Annotated in this window: 14 protein-coding genes; 4 read left to right on the top strand and 10 right to left on the bottom strand. The window is 40.1% G+C overall.

The window, feature by feature from the left end:
- Positions 1 to 86: 86 nt before the first annotated feature.
- From D1164_RS17395 to D1164_RS17380, 4 genes are all read right to left on the bottom strand, one after another.
- Positions 87 to 1,814 (bottom strand): RagB/SusD family nutrient uptake outer membrane protein, encoded by a 1,728-nt coding sequence (locus tag D1164_RS17395; RefSeq protein WP_119351171.1) that lies wholly within the window; start codon positions 1,812 to 1,814, stop codon positions 87 to 89.
- 28 nt (positions 1,815 to 1,842) lie between these two features.
- The gene (locus tag D1164_RS17390; protein ID WP_172594507.1) at positions 1,843 to 5,358 is read right to left on the bottom strand and encodes a TonB-dependent receptor; all 3,516 of its coding nucleotides are present in this window, start codon (positions 5,356 to 5,358) and stop codon (positions 1,843 to 1,845) included.
- Positions 5,359 to 5,510: 152 nt separating this feature from the next.
- On the bottom strand, positions 5,511 to 6,512 hold the full coding sequence (locus D1164_RS17385) for a FecR family protein (RefSeq protein WP_119351169.1): 1,002 nt from the start codon (positions 6,510 to 6,512) through the stop codon (positions 5,511 to 5,513).
- A 71-nt stretch (positions 6,513 to 6,583) separates the two neighbouring features.
- On the bottom strand, positions 6,584 to 7,192 hold the full coding sequence (locus D1164_RS17380) for an RNA polymerase sigma-70 factor (protein ID WP_119351168.1): 609 nt from the start codon (positions 7,190 to 7,192) through the stop codon (positions 6,584 to 6,586).
- A 202-nt stretch (positions 7,193 to 7,394) separates the two neighbouring features.
- On the opposite strand from D1164_RS17380, the gene D1164_RS17375 reads away from it, so the two are divergent.
- The 4 genes from D1164_RS17375 (at position 7,395) to ygiD (ending at position 10,255) form a co-directional block, all read left to right on the top strand.
- Positions 7,395 to 8,225, top strand: a complete 831-nt coding sequence (locus D1164_RS17375) for a helix-turn-helix domain-containing protein (protein ID WP_119351167.1) — start codon at positions 7,395 to 7,397, stop codon at positions 8,223 to 8,225.
- Positions 8,226 to 8,317: 92 nt separating this feature from the next.
- A complete protein-coding gene (locus D1164_RS17370; protein ID WP_119351166.1) occupies positions 8,318 to 8,845 on the top strand; it encodes a YceI family protein in 528 nt (175 codons plus the stop codon).
- A 63-nt stretch (positions 8,846 to 8,908) separates the two neighbouring features.
- Positions 8,909 to 9,337: a DoxX family protein gene (locus D1164_RS17365; protein ID WP_119351165.1), complete on the top strand. Its 429-nt coding sequence runs from the start codon at positions 8,909 to 8,911 to the stop codon at positions 9,335 to 9,337.
- A 33-nt stretch (positions 9,338 to 9,370) separates the two neighbouring features.
- Positions 9,371 to 10,255, top strand: a complete 885-nt coding sequence (ygiD, locus tag D1164_RS17360; RefSeq protein WP_119351164.1) for a 4,5-DOPA-extradiol-dioxygenase — start codon at positions 9,371 to 9,373, stop codon at positions 10,253 to 10,255.
- A 191-nt stretch (positions 10,256 to 10,446) separates the two neighbouring features.
- Here ygiD and D1164_RS17355 read toward each other — a convergent pair whose 3' ends face one another.
- The 6 genes from D1164_RS17355 to D1164_RS17325 all read right to left on the bottom strand — a co-directional run bounded on the left by D1164_RS17355 (position 10,447) and on the right by D1164_RS17325 (position 18,524).
- Positions 10,447 to 13,326, bottom strand: a complete 2,880-nt coding sequence (locus D1164_RS17355) for a GH92 family glycosyl hydrolase (protein WP_119351163.1) — start codon at positions 13,324 to 13,326, stop codon at positions 10,447 to 10,449.
- A gap of 432 nt (positions 13,327 to 13,758) precedes the next feature.
- Positions 13,759 to 14,229 carry a hypothetical protein gene (locus tag D1164_RS17350; protein WP_147372219.1) on the bottom strand — a complete coding sequence of 157 codons (471 nt, stop codon included), beginning with the start codon at positions 14,227 to 14,229 and terminating at the stop codon, positions 13,759 to 13,761.
- A gap of 141 nt (positions 14,230 to 14,370) precedes the next feature.
- Positions 14,371 to 14,772 carry a hypothetical protein gene (locus tag D1164_RS17345; RefSeq protein WP_119351161.1) on the bottom strand — a complete coding sequence of 134 codons (402 nt, stop codon included), beginning with the start codon at positions 14,770 to 14,772 and terminating at the stop codon, positions 14,371 to 14,373.
- A gap of 82 nt (positions 14,773 to 14,854) precedes the next feature.
- A complete protein-coding gene (locus D1164_RS17340) occupies positions 14,855 to 16,141 on the bottom strand; it encodes an LVIVD repeat-containing protein (protein ID WP_147372218.1) in 1,287 nt (428 codons plus the stop codon).
- Between the two features lie 12 nt (positions 16,142 to 16,153).
- Positions 16,154 to 16,921, bottom strand: coding sequence for a hypothetical protein (locus D1164_RS17335; RefSeq protein WP_119351159.1), 768 nt, complete (start codon positions 16,919 to 16,921; stop codon positions 16,154 to 16,156).
- Between the two features lie 220 nt (positions 16,922 to 17,141).
- Positions 17,142 to 18,524: an outer membrane beta-barrel protein gene (locus tag D1164_RS17325; protein WP_172594506.1), complete on the bottom strand. Its 1,383-nt coding sequence runs from the start codon at positions 18,522 to 18,524 to the stop codon at positions 17,142 to 17,144.

Raw genomic sequence — 18,524 nt, 5'->3', positions numbered from 1 at the left:
TCCCGGAAATTGAATAAAATCAAGAAAATTTTAAATCAATTTCCGGGATTATTCTACCTGACTATAACACCGATTTATTGGTATAATTAATTGTCCCAGCCAGGATTCTGTTCCAGGTTCGGATTTAGAGTCAACTCTTGCAGTGGGATACTATATAAATAATCCTGATTAGGCCTGAATTGATTTCCATTGGGAATCAGACTTTGTAAGATGTCAATTAACCCATTTTCGTCAAGATGAACAGTTAATTCGGGAAATTCATCCTGTTTAAACGGGTAGCCTTTAAACCTTTTACCAGTGAACAAAGCATGTGCTGCCCAGCGTCTCCAATCCATTTCGCGCAAACCTTCAAAGACGGTTTCCACCCTTCTTTCCCTACGAATCTCGTACAATTCATCCGGGATGGAATATCCATAATCCAGCCTATTTGGGTCGGTACTCTGAGGAATGATTGTAAAATCCGGCATACCAGCCCTGGCACGCAACTGGTTTAGCTGTTCGTATGCTACCACACCATCCAATTCGTATTTGGCCTCGGCATAATTGAGTAATACTTCGGCATAACGAAAAATAATAAATCCCTGATCGTTTTCATCAGCATAATTAAGAGTTTGTGTTGTATTTGTATATTTTCTAAATTGGAAACCTGATGAATTTTGAAAAGCTCCACCTTCATCAATTGGTGGTTTGTCCCATACAATATTAGATATACTGCTAATTACTTCACCCGGTATCCATACATTTTGATGTAACCTTGGGTCACAATTGTTGGCTATAGCCACCATAAAGTCATTTCCTTTTGTTGTTTCAGCTAAGCCCAAATAATCAAAGGAGTCCCCATCCCTACCAAGGTGTGACGTTACATATGACCAGGTAGTTCCATATCCAAATGGATAAGTTGTTGCATAAAAATTAGCATTATGCCCGTATCCCTCATCTATGTTATAAGCTTTGTATAATAGAACCTCATCAATTGATCCCATGTTGCTCATGGAAAACAGGTCGAAGTAGTCTGTCTCCGGATTTCCTGTGTTGTATATACCAACACGATAATTTCCATTCATTAGTTCCTCCGCCGCATCAACACAAGCCTGAAAATATTTGTCGGGATTAGCTCCGGGAGTGCTAAACTGGTCATTAAGCATGGCATGATACTTTTGCCATGTCCCTTCGAAAAGTGCCACACGGGTTTTGAAAGCTAAAACAGCCTCCTTATTAATAGAGTTATTTCCCCAGGGGGCATCATTCCTGCCTGAAATATTCACAAACGCCTGATCCAATAGAATTAATAAGGAATCTACTACCTGGGTTCTCGGATTCCTTGCCTTCATCAATTCCTCATCATCAGGCATCAGCGAATGAGTGTACCAAGGTACATCGCCATACCTTTTTACAAGCTGAAAATAATGATAAGCTTTAAAAAACTGTGCTTCTCCCAGATAATGCTGCCATGTTGAAAAATCATCTTCACACCTACTGTAATTATCAAAAAAGATATTAATAGTTCGGATAATCTCCCATTGTGATTTCCATGTACCTGTTGCAGGCGTTACTCTCCCGGAAAGGAGGTTATTCACTCCAGTACTAACAATATTGTCGGAATTTTCCTCATATCTTACAGATGCGCTGGGAATACCGTCATGACCCTCAACAAAATCGAGATAAAACTGTGCTGTATAATTTTGAAGATCCGCTGATGACTTCCAGTAGTCATTCGTGCTTATCTGGTCTAATGGCGGGCGGTCTATAAAGTCTTCGCATGCCATAACTAACGGCATGGCTAAAATCAATATTAAATATATTCTTTTCATCATTCTTAAATTATAAGTTTGTTAAAAATGCCTAATAAGTTACGGTCACACCTAATGAATAAATTCTGTCAGGCCTGTAATCTTTCCCAGGAGATTTGTATGATCCTGCCACAGACTGCGCATCTAAACCTTTAGGCAAATGATCTACACGAATCAGGTTTTCACCTGTAAAATATACTTTTAGATTCTGAAGGCCCATTTTAGAGCTGAAACTTTTCGGAAAAGTGTACCCCAATTGTACATTTTGTAGTTTAATGTAAGCGTAGTTGGCCAGGTACCTTGAATTAATGTTGAAATTTTTTGCGTTTGCACTTTTACCGGTATATGGCCTCGCATAGTAAGCATCTGTGTTGATGTTTGCTTCGCCTTCGTATAAACCGACATATTTGGTTCCCGGTTGGTCGCGGTAATAATCCAATTGATCCTTTTTGGGGTGAGACCACACGGCATTTTTCCATCCATAATAATTTGTGCCAGTATCAACTGTAAACCCATAGTCTCTTTTTGCCGTTCCTTTCCATAACATGGAAAAGTCAAAACCTTTATAATTTAATCCAGCGAAAATTCCATACTGGTAATGTGGAGCAGAGTACCCAATTATTTTCCGGTCACCAGGGTCGCTGACAGTGTTACTCCCCATATCAATTTTTCCGTCATCATTAAGGTCTTCATACTTAACATCGCCCGTGTTCCATACATTATAAATATATGACTGGTCAACGTGTGCGTCTATTTCTTCCTGGGTTTGGAACAGTCCAAGGGCCGACCAACCCCAAATTTCGTCAATCTGTTGTCCTTCGCGCCAAGTGCTTAATATACCGGTGGGGTTATTAAATTTAGTAACAACTGATTTGGCATCATACAGGTTCAGGTTGACAAAATAACTTAAAGCGTTCCCTAAATTCTGTTTCCACTTCAATACTAACTCAAAGCCCCGTGTACGCAGAGAAGCATTATTTGATCGTGGTACATCTGCTCCTAATACACCTGGCTTTGCTTCAGCCGGGCCAATCATATCAGTGGTATTTCTTTCATACCAGTCAAAATCAATTTGTAATTTCTGATCTAAAAATCCTGCATTTAAACCAAAATTTGTGGTGGATGCGGTTTCCCAGGTTAAGAACTGACTAACTAAAGTAGGCGTTTGAGTATAGCCAATTTGCCCGACAGCATTGTAATTGGGTAGCCAATCAAGACTCGTTTTTGAAATTGGAATTAATGCCAAATCCTGGTAAGCAGCAACTTGCTGGTTCCCAAGCTCACCCCAAGAACCCCTGATCTTCAAGGTATTGATTACAGGAATTATTTGTTTCCAAAAATTTTCCTTACTCACTACCCAGCCAGCCGAGAATGAAGGGAAAAATCCCCACCGGTTCCCCTCCAGGAAGCGGGAGGTGCCATCGTACCGCACATTGGACTCAAACAGGTATTTTTCCTTGTAATTGTAGGAAAACCTGCCAAAAAATCCTTCGGTGGCCCAATGTCCCAAACTCTCCTGTACAGTTGGAACTCCTGTAGCTGTCTGTAGAGATACGATGTCAGGAACTATCAGACCTTTTGCTCCTGATCTCAAGTTTCTATCTGTTCCGGTTTCGTACTGCATACCTGCCATCAGGAAAAAATTATGCATTTCATTCAATCTCCGTTCATACGAAGTGTATGCATTGGTCGTCCAATAATAATCGCTACTATGGATTTTCAAAACTTCGCTGTTAACCCAGGCACCTGAAAGTTCACCGGTTATCCAGTTTTCTTCCCTAAATGCCCGGGAATAACGGGATGAATAATAATCCCAGGACTGATATGCAAAATCTGCGTTTATTTTCCATCCCTGAACAGGTCTTATTTCGGTTTTAAATGTTTGCCAGTTTTCTGTCTTTTCATTGTTGTTAAATCCGGCTTCAAAGAAGTTTCTCACATTGGATTGTGCCCAGTTCCCAAAACTATTGGTAAAGGGTTGCAGTGGACCGGTATTATGAAGAATATGAAACAGGATATTGTAAGTATCATCATTATCTAACCGTCCTGCATTTGGATAGTGCCTTTGGCTTTTCATAAATCGGGTTTCATAGGAAAAATCCCACCAATCGGTGATCTCCGTGTTTATTTTTGCTATCACATTACCCCTCTTAAAATAGTCGTCTCCCCATTCCAGTGTGCTGGCCTGATCTAAATATCCGAGAGCGACATAATAAGCTGTTTTTTCAGAACCGCCTTGGATATTAAAGTTGTGCGAGTGACTAATATCAGAACCTGTTGCCATATCCCAATAATCATTATTGGCATGTCCTGCCAGGTTGCTGGCCCACCATCCGTTAGTTAATGGGTATGCATCCCAGAACTTTACCTGTTCGACTGGAAAATTATCAGGAAATGTCGAGGCGATGTAGTCATAATCTCCATTCTGGTAAGCAATAATTCGGTCAATTGTTTCAGGGGCTACTGCGTAGGTTGAAAAATAATTAAGCTGTCCTTCATTTAACACACGTGCAAATGTGTATGAATCAAGTTCTGGGGGTAATGGCGCTGGAGTGACAAGACTCACGCGTCCATTATAAGTAGCAGAAAACTTTTGGTTCTTTTTACCTGATTTGGTGGTAATGAGAATCACGCCATAAGGGGCACGAGCACCGTAGATGGCTGATGCGGCGGCATCTTTTAGAACAGTAACCGATTCCACATCTCCAGGATTAAGACTATTCATGTTACCTTCAAAGCCGTCAATCAGAACATATGGACTTCCACCGTTTAATGACCCAATTCCCCTAATATCCATGTTCATTTCAGCGCCGGGTTGATAGCCATCCCTGCCAGAAATGGAGAAATCAATCCCAGACAACTGTCCCTGAAGTGCTTGAGACATGTTGGAAGAAGCACGATTTTCCAGCATTTCGCTAGAGACGACATCAACAGACCCAGTAATATTTATCTTTTTTTGAGTGCCATACCCAATTGCCACCACTTCTTCAATCCCAACTGTTTCTTCTTCCATTGTTACATTAATATTGGCTTTTCCTGCCACAAGAATCTCCTGTATTTTCATTCCCACAAATGAAAATTGCAAGGTGGCATCAGCCGGAATATTATTTAACGAATATTCACCGTCGGCATTGGTAACAGTTCCCTGTGTAGTACCTTTCAATACCACGGTAACCCCGGGCAGTGGCTGGCCGCCGGAGTCGGTTACTTTCCCTGAGACTGTTTTGGGTTGCTGAAAGAGGACATCTTTTGCCGGGAGATTTTTTTTCACCAGAATCTGATCCCGCACAATGGTAATAGAAAGCCCTGTTTGTTCACTAACCAGATCGAGTATCTCATCGACCGACGTATTGCGGACTTTTAAGGTAATTGTTTGACCTGTGTTTAAAACGTCGCCGCTAAAAAAGAAAGTCAGATCAGTCTGTTTTTCTATTTCGTCAATAACTTCTTTAATAGTTGCCTCTTTAAATTCTACCTTCAATTTCGCTGGTTGTGCATACGCAGGTGAATAAACACTTGCTGAAAGTTGTACAACAAAAACCATCCAAAAAATGAATGTAAATTTCATAATCATCCAAATTTTTAAGAGATCATTCCTTCGCAGGAAATGACTCATTTCACACTTTTTTTTCATACTTTTGAACTGTTAATTAGTTACTATTTTTATGGTAATTAAGTTGATGAAGCGGAGAATGGGACCACATCCTCCGCTTTCTTATGTCACTTTTTTCTGATCGTTACAACATCTTTGGTTTTATTAAATTCAACATTAAATTTTATTGGCGAGGCATCCCGGATAAGCGCTAAAATCTCGTCCAGTGTTTCGTGCGGTTTAAAGTGCCCTGTATATCTGATGTCTTTAAGTTGTTCATCCGCTATTTCTATCTTTACATTAAACCTCCTTTCCAGTATCTTTTGAATCTCCCGGAGATCCAGGTTTTCTACAACACTTACCCCATCTTTCCAAAGCGATGAATTTGCAAGGTCTGTCTGAATTATTTTATATCTGTTTGTTTTCTTGTTCAGGACATATTTTTCCCCCGGGCTGATTTTATATTCGCGTCCATTTTTTTCAATGGCCACGCTACCCGAATGTAATGTTATGCTGTTTATATTATCATCAGTGTATGCCGATAAGTTAAAAGAAGTCCCTGTTACCCTGACATCAAATCCGGGAGTTTCAACCACAAAAGGTTTTGATGCATCTTTTTCAATTTCAAAGAAGGCTTCTCCGGATAAAACAACTTCCCGCTCTTTTCGATTAAAAGAAGAAGGATACTTAAAATGAGTGTTTGCATTTAAAAACACCCGGCTTCCATCAGAAAGTATAACCTGTGACTTCTCCCCTCCCGGAACAATAATCTCATTCAAAACATACGCTTCCTCATTCTTCGTGTGGGTAACGTTGTTTATAATAATTCCTGAAACAAAGGCAATAGCAACCAGGGCTGCCACCTTTGCCCAACCGGGTAAACTTATTTTTTTATGACGGGGGGTATTTGATTCGGAATGTAATTTTCCCCTGATTCGTAACCACGCTTTTTGGGTTTCGGCAGTGTGCCTTTGGGTAAACTCATTCTCAGCAATATAATTTTTAAAAACCTGGAGATTGTCATCGGCTGAATTTATCCAGTCAACTAATTGTGACTCTTTGCTTTCTGACAATTCACCCTGAAGATATTGTTGAAATATTTTTTGTTTATCCTGAAAACCGTAATTCATAATGTAAAATACTCTATATAAGTAATACAATTATGAAATAAAATACCGCCCCCCATGATGCAAAAAAAATTCTACAACTCTTTAATCATTTCTATTACAACAAGGGCCAAAAGGTAATTCGATGTAAAATGTTCTTTTAATTTTTGAAGCGCTTTGGTATTGTGTTTTTCGACTGTCCTTAATGTAATATTCAGCTTTTGTGCAATCTCTGAATTTTTTAATCCATTAAAACGGGAAAGGTAAAAAACTCTTCTGGTTTGCTCCGGAAGGTTATTCAATACCACTTTAATCTCGCTTTCCATTTCGTTGAAGACAGTTTGATGGTAGGGGTCGCTAAAAAAGTCGGTATAATATAGTTCCTCTCCCTTTATCTTATCCTCTAATTCAGCGTTATAACTATTTACTATTCTTTGATGTTTAATGTAGTTTAAGCAGGCATTCCGTACCAAGGTAAATACATAAGACCGAAATGTGTCTTCTTCAATTTTTTCCCTTTCCTTCCAGATTTTCAAAAAAGCCTCCTGAATAATATCCTCCGCTTCCACCCTATCCGGAATAAACTTAATTGCAAAAGCCATTAAACGGGGGAAATATGCTTTAAAAATAAATTCGAACATTCTTTCATCACCGAATAAAAATTTATTCTTTTCTGAATGTTCGTTCTCTTTAATTAGGTTCATCAGGAACAAAAGTAAATTATTTTGAACGTGATTATAAAAATCAATCCAAAATTACCATTTCAAATTTAATCCGCGCATTTTTCTATAAACAGAAACTTTTTTTATACCGGAATTAACCGGCCTTTCTTCGTAAAACGGCTGAAATAATTTTCAGATACTTTTACCTGAAAATTTTTAGTAGTATTGTATAAAATAAGCAGAAATGAATGAAACATTTAAAATATATCCGGTTTCTGTAGAAGAAGCAAAAAAGATTAACGCTTCTGTTAATGAACCACACCAACACGACTACGAGGAATTGATTATCGGGATTGAAGGGCAACTGGAGCATTTCATTGATTTTGATTCTACCCGGACAGATTCACCCTACGCCAGTTTTATCACAAAAGGGAAGGTACACCGTGTTCAGCCACGGTTAAAAAACGAACTTTTTTTTGCCTGGGTTATTCGGTTTCAAAGCGAATTTATTCCCGAAATCATCTTTCAGCTTTACGGGTTTTACCACAATCAGGCAAATATTGAATTTGAACGGGGAACCTGTTTCGACCGGGTAAACACCCTGTGCGAAATGATGTACCTGGAATATCAGCAGGAGAATCCGGATCTGGCCATTATACGTCACCTCCTTCAGGCGGTGTTTATAATGATTGAATCGCAACGCAAAAAAATTCTTCCGGATACGGAAGGACTTCTTAAAACCCAAAGCCAAACCTTTAAAAACTTCCTTGCCGTGCTGGAGGAAAATTTCAGAAGGCCGGCCGGAGTTTCATTTTATGCCGAAAAGCTATTTATGACACCCCGAAACCTGAACGTAATATGTCAGAACATTCTGCAGCAGAGTGTTTCAGAAATAATTGAAACCAGAAAGCTGACCGAAGCAAAAAATATGCTGATAACCACCGACCTGACCATTGCCGAAATTGGCTTTGAGTTGGGTTACAATGAAAAATCATACTTTACCAACGTCTTTAAGAAGAAAACCGGACAGTCGCCATCGGCTTTTCGGACCTCTATGAAAAAACTCTTTTCCTGATTTTACAACAGCTTTTCCGAAAACTGTAACCACACTGTCCCGGTCTGCCTGTATTTTTGTACCGTTAGTATAAATCATTAAAAAGAAAGAAAATGGCAACAACAAAATGGGTATTAGACCCAACCCACAGTGAACTTTTATTCAGAGTAAAACACCTGATGATAACCAATGTAAAAGGTGAATTCAGAAAAATTTCTGCAGAAATTGACGGCGAGGATTTTACAAAATCTCGTGTTAAAGTAACCATTGACAGCTCATCGGTTTTTACCAATAACGAAGACCGCGACAATCACCTGAAAAGTGGCGACTTTTTCGATGTGGAAAAACACAAGGAGCTTACCTTCGAGTCAACATCGCTTGTTAAAACTGACGACGATGAATTTAAACTCAAAGGAATTCTTACCATTAAAGGTATATCAAAAGAGGTGGTTCTTGATGTTGAGTTTGGCGGAACCAACAAAGACCCCTGGGGAAATGAAAAAGCAGGATTTTCACTCACCGGAAAAATCAACCGGAAAGACTGGGGTTTGAACTGGAATGCTGTACTGGAATCTGGAGGTGTTTTGGTAAGCGATGAGGTTAAAATTCTGGCAGAAGTGCAGTTTATGAAACAAAACTAAGCACAAAGCCACTTTACAGAAGAGACAGAAAACAATAGGAAACAATTAATTAGTGTTCTTGACATGAATCAGTCATTAATAAAAACAATGCAAATAGCCAATACTAATTTTGCGCTATTATTACTTCGGGCCGGGGCAGCTTTGATGATGCTGACACATGGGGTTCCAAAACTGATGCAATTTTTTTCGGGTGAACCCATTGCTTTTGCAAGTGTTTTTGGGATGAGTACGGTTTTATCCCTTGCACTTGCAGTATTTGCAGAAGTAATTTGTTCCATTTTTATATTATTCGGACTGGGGACCCGGCTGTCATCCATTCCGCTTATTATAACCATGCTTATTGCTGCTTTCCATATCCACGGTGCTGATCCCTTTTCCAGCAAGGAAAAGTCCCTGTTATTCGGATTAATTTTTATCGTTCTGTTACTAACAGGAGCCGGGAAATATTCGATTGACTATTTACTTTCAGAAAAGATGAAGAAAAGTCAGTAGTTGCATGATTACTTTGCGTACAAGAGAAAGAGGATGAAAAGAAAACACTTCTTAAAAACAATTTCGGTATTGCCGTTAACAGCTGTTACCATGAAAATGCAAGGATTAAATAAAATGACGGAGACCTTTGAAAATACCGAAAAAATGCCGGTACTTTTTCTTGGTCATGGCAGCCCCATGAATGCCATTGAAGAAAATGAGTTTGTAAGCGGATTCAGAAAAATTTCACAATCGTTTGAGAAACCCAAAGCTGTACTTTGTATTTCCGCGCATTGGGAAACCAGAGGAACGTTAGTCACCGCAATGAAGCATCCACGAACGATACATGATTTTGGAGGATTTCCTAAAAAATTGTTTGAGGTACAATACCCGGCTCCCGGGAGCCCTGAGTTAGCTGAAGAAACCAAAAACCTGGTACAAATGACCGAAATTGGGCTGGACCAAAAATGGGGACTGGACCACGGCGCCTGGTCGGTCATTAAGCACCTGTATCCGGATGCAGACATTCCCGTCATTCAAATGAGCCTCGACTATACCAAATCGCCTGCCTATCATTACCAGCTTGCCCGGGAACTTTCAAAACTGAGGGAAAAGGGAGTCTTGATAGTTGGCAGCGGAAATATGGTACATAACCTGAGAAGGGTTGCCTGGGATAAACTAAATACGGAAGATTTCGGGTTCGACTGGGCCATTGAAGCCAACACAAAAATGAAGGAACTTATCCTGGACAGAAACCACCAACCTTTAATTGCCTATTCGTCCCTGGGAAAAGCGTTCCAGCTTGCTATTCCTACCCCGGAACATTATTTACCACTGCTGTATTCGCTTGCGTTAAGTGGAAAAAAAGAAGAAATTGAACTGTTCAACGATAAAGCTGTTGCGGGCTCATTAACCATGACTTCTGTAAAAATCGGATAATCATCCAGAGGGAACCAAAATCCAGTCTGGCTGGCAGGGAGAGCAATTAAAAACCTAAAGAATTACCCGTTTGCCGGTTCACTGCATCACACAGAATTGGCAGCATATAATCCTCTATTTACATGCATTTTTTGAGTATGATCATTCTAACAACAGGCCCACACATCTGGAAGATATTATTTATAAAAAATTTAATGAAACAGCACCTCTGAGGATACTTCCTGTTCCTCAGTTCCGGGCCCGCTCCATTTTAGCTGAAGGCTTTTTGCAAGCCCCTGCTGGAAATAATCAACTTTTATCGGGTGCCATCCTTTTTTCAAGCCAATTTTTGAGTCGAGCACCTGTGCACGATGTCCTCCATCATTATCAATAATCAACTTGTCATTGATATACAAAACCGCTCCGTCATTTGCTTCGAGCCAGAATCTGTATACACCCGTTTCGAGAACTTTTAGATAACCTGACAGGTTGTAACCAAATGCCCGGCCATCTTTTATGGCATCCACATTAAATGTTTTCAAAACTCCGGTATCCAGAATTGGTGCCAGGCTTTGTTCTTTTGCATTTTTTATCTGGGGCCCTTCACGATAAAGAAACTTAATACCCGGTTTCAAACCATCCACATTTACCGCGTCGAGCATCGCAATTTGTTTAAAATGAACCGTTACCGGATAACCTGGATTTTTGTCATCCGCAAAACTTATTGTTTTCAGAACAGTTGGTTTCGAAACAACAATAGGATCCTGGTATGAATTGGAATGCCTGGTCGGTTCGGTCCCGTCCAGCGTATAATAGATTTTTGAATTCGGTTCAGTTAAAGACATTTTAATTTCGCGGCTGTTGAGAAAAAGGACATCAGAGAATTCGATATCCGGCGATGCTGCAAATTTAAATTTATTGTTGGATGCAACCGGCCTGTCGTCAACATTTGCCCCCCAACTCTTATTTGGCGAATCCCCCATCTCAAAAACAAGGGTTCCTCCATTTATTATATCGGCATGTTTTAAATAACTTTTTGAATACGGATTTTCGTTAAGAATTGCTGATTGTATATAGATGTTTCTTTGGTCATTATGTTTAGCAATAATTTCGAATTTTTTCCCATTTTCAAGGTTCATTGTTACTTTATCAAAAACCGGACTTCCAATGGCATAGTAGTCTAACCCCGGAGTTACCGAATAAAAACCCATAGCACTCATTACGTACCAGGCCGACATTTGGCCGCAGTCTTCGTTTCCCTCTAAACCATCCTGTTGATTTTTATACATTTCAGTAAGAATCCGGCGAACCATTTCCTGAGTTTTCCAGGGAAGGCCAACATAATTATACAGGTAAGCAATATGGTGGCTTGGCTCGTTACCATGTGCATACTGACCAATCAAACCCGTAACATCGCGCAGGTTAATTTTCGAAAAATCGGGTTCTATTGAGAAACAGGAATCAAGCCAGGCTTCAAAAACGGTATCGCCCCCCATTAATTCGATTAAACCGTTAATATCATGCGGAACAAACGTAGAATACTGATAAGCATTTGCTTCAGTATAATGATTGATGGTTTCTTTGGGATCAAAATTATCGACAAACCTGAAATTGCTTTTACGGCCACGCATAAAATTTACTTCAGGAGAAAATACATTTTTATAAAAATTGCCCCGCTGACTGAAACTCTTTTCAATATCGTTATCTAAATCTTTTGCAAGACGGGTAACACACCAGTCATCATAACAATATTCAAGCGTTTTCGAAACCGATTGCCCTTTAAAATCGGCAGGAATAAATCCGTATTGAAGATATAACTCTTTTTCGGGACGGATTGAGTCATTAGCTAATTTGACCATTGCTTGCAGTGCTTTTTGCACATCAAAATCGCGAATTCCTTTTTCATAGGCATCTGCAACAACCGAAAGCGAATGGTAGCCAATCATAGGCGGCACTTCTCCTTCTTCGTTGTTAAACTCCATTATTAACATGCGCCCGTTGTGATCATACCGTTCCAGGAATGTGCGGATAAAATCAACAGTAAGCTCTTGATTGATTATTGTAAACAGAGGGTGAAGTGCGCGAAAAGTATCCCAAAGAGAAAAGTTGGTATAATTGACGAAATCATTTGCAGTATAAACTTTTCCGTTGGTACTGCGATATTTGCCGTCAACGTCCATATATACATTAGGATGAATCATAGAGTGATACAACGACGTGTAAAAAATAATCTGTTCTGTTTCTGTACCCCCTTCAACCTGAATTTTATTCAATTCTTTATTCCAGGTTTGGCGTGCTTCTTTTTTTGCCTGTTCAAAATCCCAGCCGGACATCTCTGATTCAAGATTCTTTCGGGCTCCTTCAATACTGACTGTAGAAATGGCAACCTTAAGTAAAATGGGTTTTTCGTCTTGTTGCTTAAATTTGAAAATACTTTTTATTTCATTGGCTTTTACGGTATCCGGTTCAGTTACCGGCGTGTTGTTTACAGCTATTTCATAATTTTCAAACGGCTCTGAAAAACGGGCTACAAAATAAATTTTGTTGTTATTACAGCCTGAAATCTCATTCCCGTTCACAGTAACAAATCCATTTTCGAGTTTCAGGAAAACTCCCCGGCTTATATTTTGGGGGAATGTATATTTATGGAATGCAACGCGTGTTGAAGCAGTGAGTTCAACCATTATTTCCGGATCATTCAGAACTACCTTATAGTAGCCAGGAGCAGCCGTTTCATTACTATGAAAAAACGCAGACTGTACATCTGAAGTATACAAATCAGGTTTATCTACAGGCATAACTAAAATATCGCCGGGCGCCAAAACACCTCCACCTGCCATCCCGCTTAAATGCGTATGACTAAAACCATAGACTACTCCAGATTTTTTATCATCCTCATATTCCATATACGGACCAGGTTGAATCATTCCATAGGGTAAAACCGGGCCTGTAAACGTATTACCTCCGCCAATTGTGCCAATAAATGGATTTACCAGCGCAGCATAATCTTTTTCTTTGGAGCCTGTTTGTTGCGTACAACCGGCATGGATAAAAACGACTAAAAGAAGCGTAAAAATTTTGAAGTAGTTCATCGTAGACTTATTCTATTTATTATAATATTAATTTATCAAAAGCTACTATTCTCCCGCATTGCCTCTTCACAATTCTATTTTCTCTCCCTGCTCTTTAATTACATTCCCTGCAACTTCAGACTCCGTGGTATCCTCTCCCCATGGAGAAAAAAACTTCCTGACCTTTCCTAAAATAATTTGAAAAATTTTATTTCTAATTTCTGATAGGAGCAAATGTTTATTCTGCATTTACTGGTTTACAAAACTATTTAATTTTTTATTTCTGCAATTTCTTTCCTGTATAATATTTCAGGCTGCCCATACTCACTCCTTTATGTGTTATCCCGATTAAAAAAACAGGTATGATTTTCATCCTGTTCTTTCCTGCAGCTCCCTATTTTATCGCTGGTTTTTGTTACCGGTTTATTCTTTACCAATGCTTTTACCGTCGCATCAAATCCCTTTATTTTCTGATGCTATCCCAAATATTCCTTCAGGTTTGAATGTTGGGTATTTTACATTGAATATTTCTGAGAAGAGGGGCAAAAATCTTAATCCTCTCTTCATTCTCTTTGTGCTTTCTTTGTGGTTAACTTTTTTATATAACCACAGAGGACGCAGAGAAGACACAGAGAACCGCAAAGTAGTTTTACCAACCCAAATGTTTTTTTCTGCTTTGGATATTTCGTAAAAAAAAAACAAATTTCCAATAATCAACAACCAATACCCAATACCCAACAAAAAACTGCTATTTGGATATTGAACATTGAGTATTCTGCATTGGGTATTTTCCGAAAAAAGAAACATATTTTCAATCCTCTCTTCATCCCCTTTGTGCTTTCTTTGTGGTTGTCTTTGGCTAATTTTATTTAACCACAAAGGGCGCAGAGAAGACACAGAGAGTTGCAAAGGTTGTATTGCCAACCTAAATGTTTCTCCATCTTTGGATATTGATTGTTGGGTATTCTACATTTGGATAAGGATAATTAAGACAAACCAATTCGCAACCGCCAGTGGCTATATTTTTTTGTCAAAACCTTATTCTAACATTCAAAACAGAAAACGCTAAAACAACATCCAGGGCATTGCCAAACTAATGGCTGTGGCAGATTCGATACAAACAGAACCAAAACCCGGATCCTTTGCGGTACAAAGAGGCAACTCCCCTTGTTGGCATTCATATAATTTTACTTTGAGAGTACGCCCCTTTTCTTTAAACTTTTCCGGTAAATTGTTGGCATAAAAAACAGGAAAATGAGTGTTCATTCCCTCCATGTATTTGCTCACTCTTTCCTCATCTTCTTCCTGAAATTTAACCAGATACGTTTCATTGCAATCCACTCCTTTTCCGATTACCTTCACCAGGAAAAAATCTCCCCCTCCTGAATCACTCCTGCACCCGGATAGGTAGAAAACAGCCAACAGCACTAATATATATTTAAGATACCTGTTCACCGGGTTATACATTTTTATCTTGTAACATTACTTTCCAAATTACAAGTCATGACATCACGCTGAGCAATAATCTGACTCCTTGTTCCAATATTGCTTAACTGTCATTCTTCACAGGGATATAGCTAATTTGCCTAATATCGTTCAAATCGGAATAATCATACTGGTAAAAACCATCCTCGCCAATCATGAACAGGTAATCGTTTACCGGTATCACATCGAAGGCATCAATATTGGAGAAGCGTGTAATCATATTCTCGTCGATATGAAGTTTATCGGTTACATCATAAACTTTCAGGCCGGCGTCGCCATCGCATACGAACAAAATATCATTGTCAATTCCCAAACCGTAAGGGCCATTGAGCGGATATGATTGCACCAACGTTATATTTTTATAATCCGCAGAAAGTTCCAGCACATCCAAACGGTTCACATTGCTTCCGCACAGGTTTCCGCCACGTAGTGTCACATAAGCGTACCCATCGGAAACGACTACCGGATCGCAACTGGTGATATGCCAAAAATCGCCGATATACTTTGGAACTGTTGCCACGCTGAGGCTGAAAATGCGCATTCCCGACCGTGTACCGAAAAACATGTGGCCGTCATAAATAAACATTGTTTCCACATCCCATCCCACATTCTGATTTCCTATGCTGTGCGGGCTTCCATCGTCTTTCACATCGAACATGTAAAGGGTGGAATGATCCACCGCATACAAATAGTCGCTGTATAGCCCGAACCGCGCCATGCTCCCGCCAATGCCAAATGTACTACCTGGCTGTACTGCACCTCCACTAAAACCACCGTCATTCATGGCATAATCAAATTCTTTAAACCCGCGATAAACCGGATAGTAGTGATACTCCATCTCCTGCCTGACCTTTTTTACTTCCCAGTCAACAACCACCCCTTTCTCTTCATCCACTTTGGCCACACGGTAGTCTTCATTAAAAGGGGGTGTAGTATAAGGGAAAATATCTTCCACCCGGCTCACTTCCTCCGGATTGTTCACATCCGAAATATCAATCGCCACCAAATCAATGTAGCTGTCGGCATACAATGTATTGTTTTTTATGGCGATATCAGCATTCCCCGGAATTTCAATAAACCCTATATTCTCCGGGCTTTCAGGATTCCGGTTGTCGATAATATGGATTCCTTTCAACTCTTCATTAATAAAAATGTACCCATCTTTGAAATAAATCTTTCCGGGATTTTCAAGTTCGCGTGCCACTTTCAATTTTACGGCTTCACGCAAATCTTCGTAACTCATGTAAACAGGTGAGTTAGCAGTAAACACTTCGGTATATTCGTCCATGCAGGAATTGAATGCTGCCAACACCACTAACAGTGTCAATATATTTCTGAATTTAGTCTTCATAATTTTTAGCATTTAGTTGAAAAGAAATCCAAGTTTAATGGTAAGCCGGTTATAATCGATATCAAGTCCATAATCCTTTTCACCTTTATAATGCAGCCGGTGAAACTGGTAACCTAACCCAAACGACATACCAAATCCGGGGGAAAACAAATGCGTATAGCCAATTCCCGGGTTCACCAGTATTCCTCCTTTGGGATCAAGCGTGCCGTAATTATATACCGGCTGGGGCAAAACACTACTCCATACCGGCCACACATCGTAATAAAGCTCACGCGAATCCTCAATTGGAATCTGGCAACCAACCTTTACAAAAAAATAGGGCGTTGACCATGAATTCCGCACTTTGTATTCAACATTCAAAAATGCAGGCAAGTAAGATTCTTTATAGTAGTCGACACCAAAACCTGCCCCAGCCGAGAACTGAGGCGTAATCAGGTAATTTACTGTCCCGGTTACACTGAATGGGGCCGACTGGCTGTTCCGTGAATTTCCGGCAAGAACCCCCATCTCGGCGCGATAAAATAACCGGGAATCCTGCGGCAACGTTTTCATTTCAATCATTCGCATTGCATGGCTGCCAACGACACTATCAATCTCCGCTGAATCGAAAACCCAAATATTGCCGGCTGATTCTACTCTCCATTTTCCGGAATCTTCAACAAACTGGTATTTCCCTTTTAGAATAGTACCATTCTTGAGGTAAACATATCCCTTTTCACTTTGTGCAAAAACAGATGAAGTAAAAAGTAAAGCAAATAGTAATAAATAGAATTTGTTCATAGTTGGAATTTTTCAGTAAAGATGGTAACCAGCATTCATTGGTTGCGTGGGAACTCCAAAAAAAAAGAAAAAACAGTCATGGGGAAAACGGTTCAATCGATTCGGTGCACAACTCATTAGTCCGGGCAATTGGATTAAATATCCTACCGGAACATGGGTCCAACGAAAAACAATTGGGAGTATATCAACTTTTCGCTAATATTTTTGGAAACAGTATATTTTAAAATTCATAGTACAACCCGGTGTAAACTCCCACTCTGTAAGGTCGGAAATTAACTTCCGCATTCCGGTTGATAGAATTTAAATAATAATTCAGACGAGGCTCAACTGCCACTGAAATATGCTTACTTAATGCGTATGTTACACCAACACCCAGAGTCCCTGAAACATTTACAGTTGAAATATCGCGGGTTTTCCCAATGTTTTGTTCTCCGTATTCATTGTCGATATAAGCATTGTTCCCAACGACCAAACCGGCATTAACCCCTCCCACCACTTCCACGTCCATTTTAGAGTCGATTAATAAGTAACGCAGGTACAAGGGAATTTCCACAAAATCGAAAACCTGTGAAAGCTCCCCTTTGGTAAGCAACGAGTTGGAGTAGGTGCCTGCAGTTTCAAGGTTTGCCGCAATTTCAGCGCCCTTTGGCACAGCCTCTAACTCAATAACTCCGGCAGTACTGTTCATTGCCAAACTATTGTTGGCAATGTTCACTGCCGTATTGAAATAATATGACTTTTCATCCGATTCAGGAGCAAAACTGGCTTCGGCCCGTCCGCCGTAAAACTGGGGTGAACTACCTGTTCGCTGGCCATTCTGTGCATAATAAACACCGCTTTCCACACTCCACCGTTTGTTTGCTTTATACTGTACAGAAAGTCCTCCACTCAGGTTACTATTTCCATCTGACGCTTCGTAAGTCATATTGCTGGCATAGTTAGCACCATGACTTGCAGAATAAGAGGAATACCCGGGTGAAATATTCACCCCCATTTTCCAACCGGCCTGCTCTTTCGTTTTTCGGGCATAATGACGTGCATTCTCATTCAGTATGGCATTTTCGAAAGCACGAAGTCCTGAAACATTTTTCACTTCTTTGGGTGTTTCAAGCGAGGTGGTTTCTACTTTGCCGGCCGGCTTCACCTCTGCAGATTCAATCCGTTCCATATATTCCAAATCAGCCAATGCCAGTAAAACATTTTCACGTTCTCCTTCAGGTTCTACCGTTTTTTCACCCCTTTCCTTCTTTGTAACCTTTCTTTCGGGTGCTGCTGCCAACAAAGCCCCCGGATCTTTTTCTTCCTCTGCACCGCTCTCGTCAGGAGCAGGATGTACATTTTTTTGCTCTCCCGGAATCACTTCATTCGTTATTTTCACGGACTCCTTTTCTGCTATTCGCGGAATTGTCTCTTCCGCCGGTTGGCTAAAATACCAGCCAGCAACAAATGCCAGCAGCAGCATAGCCGCAACAGCAACCCAGCTGTAAATGGCTATTCGCTTACTTCTTCGCCGGGAAGCCATTTGTGACTGGATACCATCCCAGACATAGGCAGGAGGTTCTTCCACGAACCCATCCAGTTTATCCCGGAATATTTTATCCAT

It is taken from the genome of Mariniphaga sediminis (assembly GCF_003573545.1).
GTDB lineage: Bacteria > Bacteroidota > Bacteroidia > Bacteroidales > Prolixibacteraceae > Mariniphaga > Mariniphaga sediminis.
Note: the sequence above shows the minus strand (reverse complement) of the source record. Positions and strands in the feature narration are given on the sequence as shown.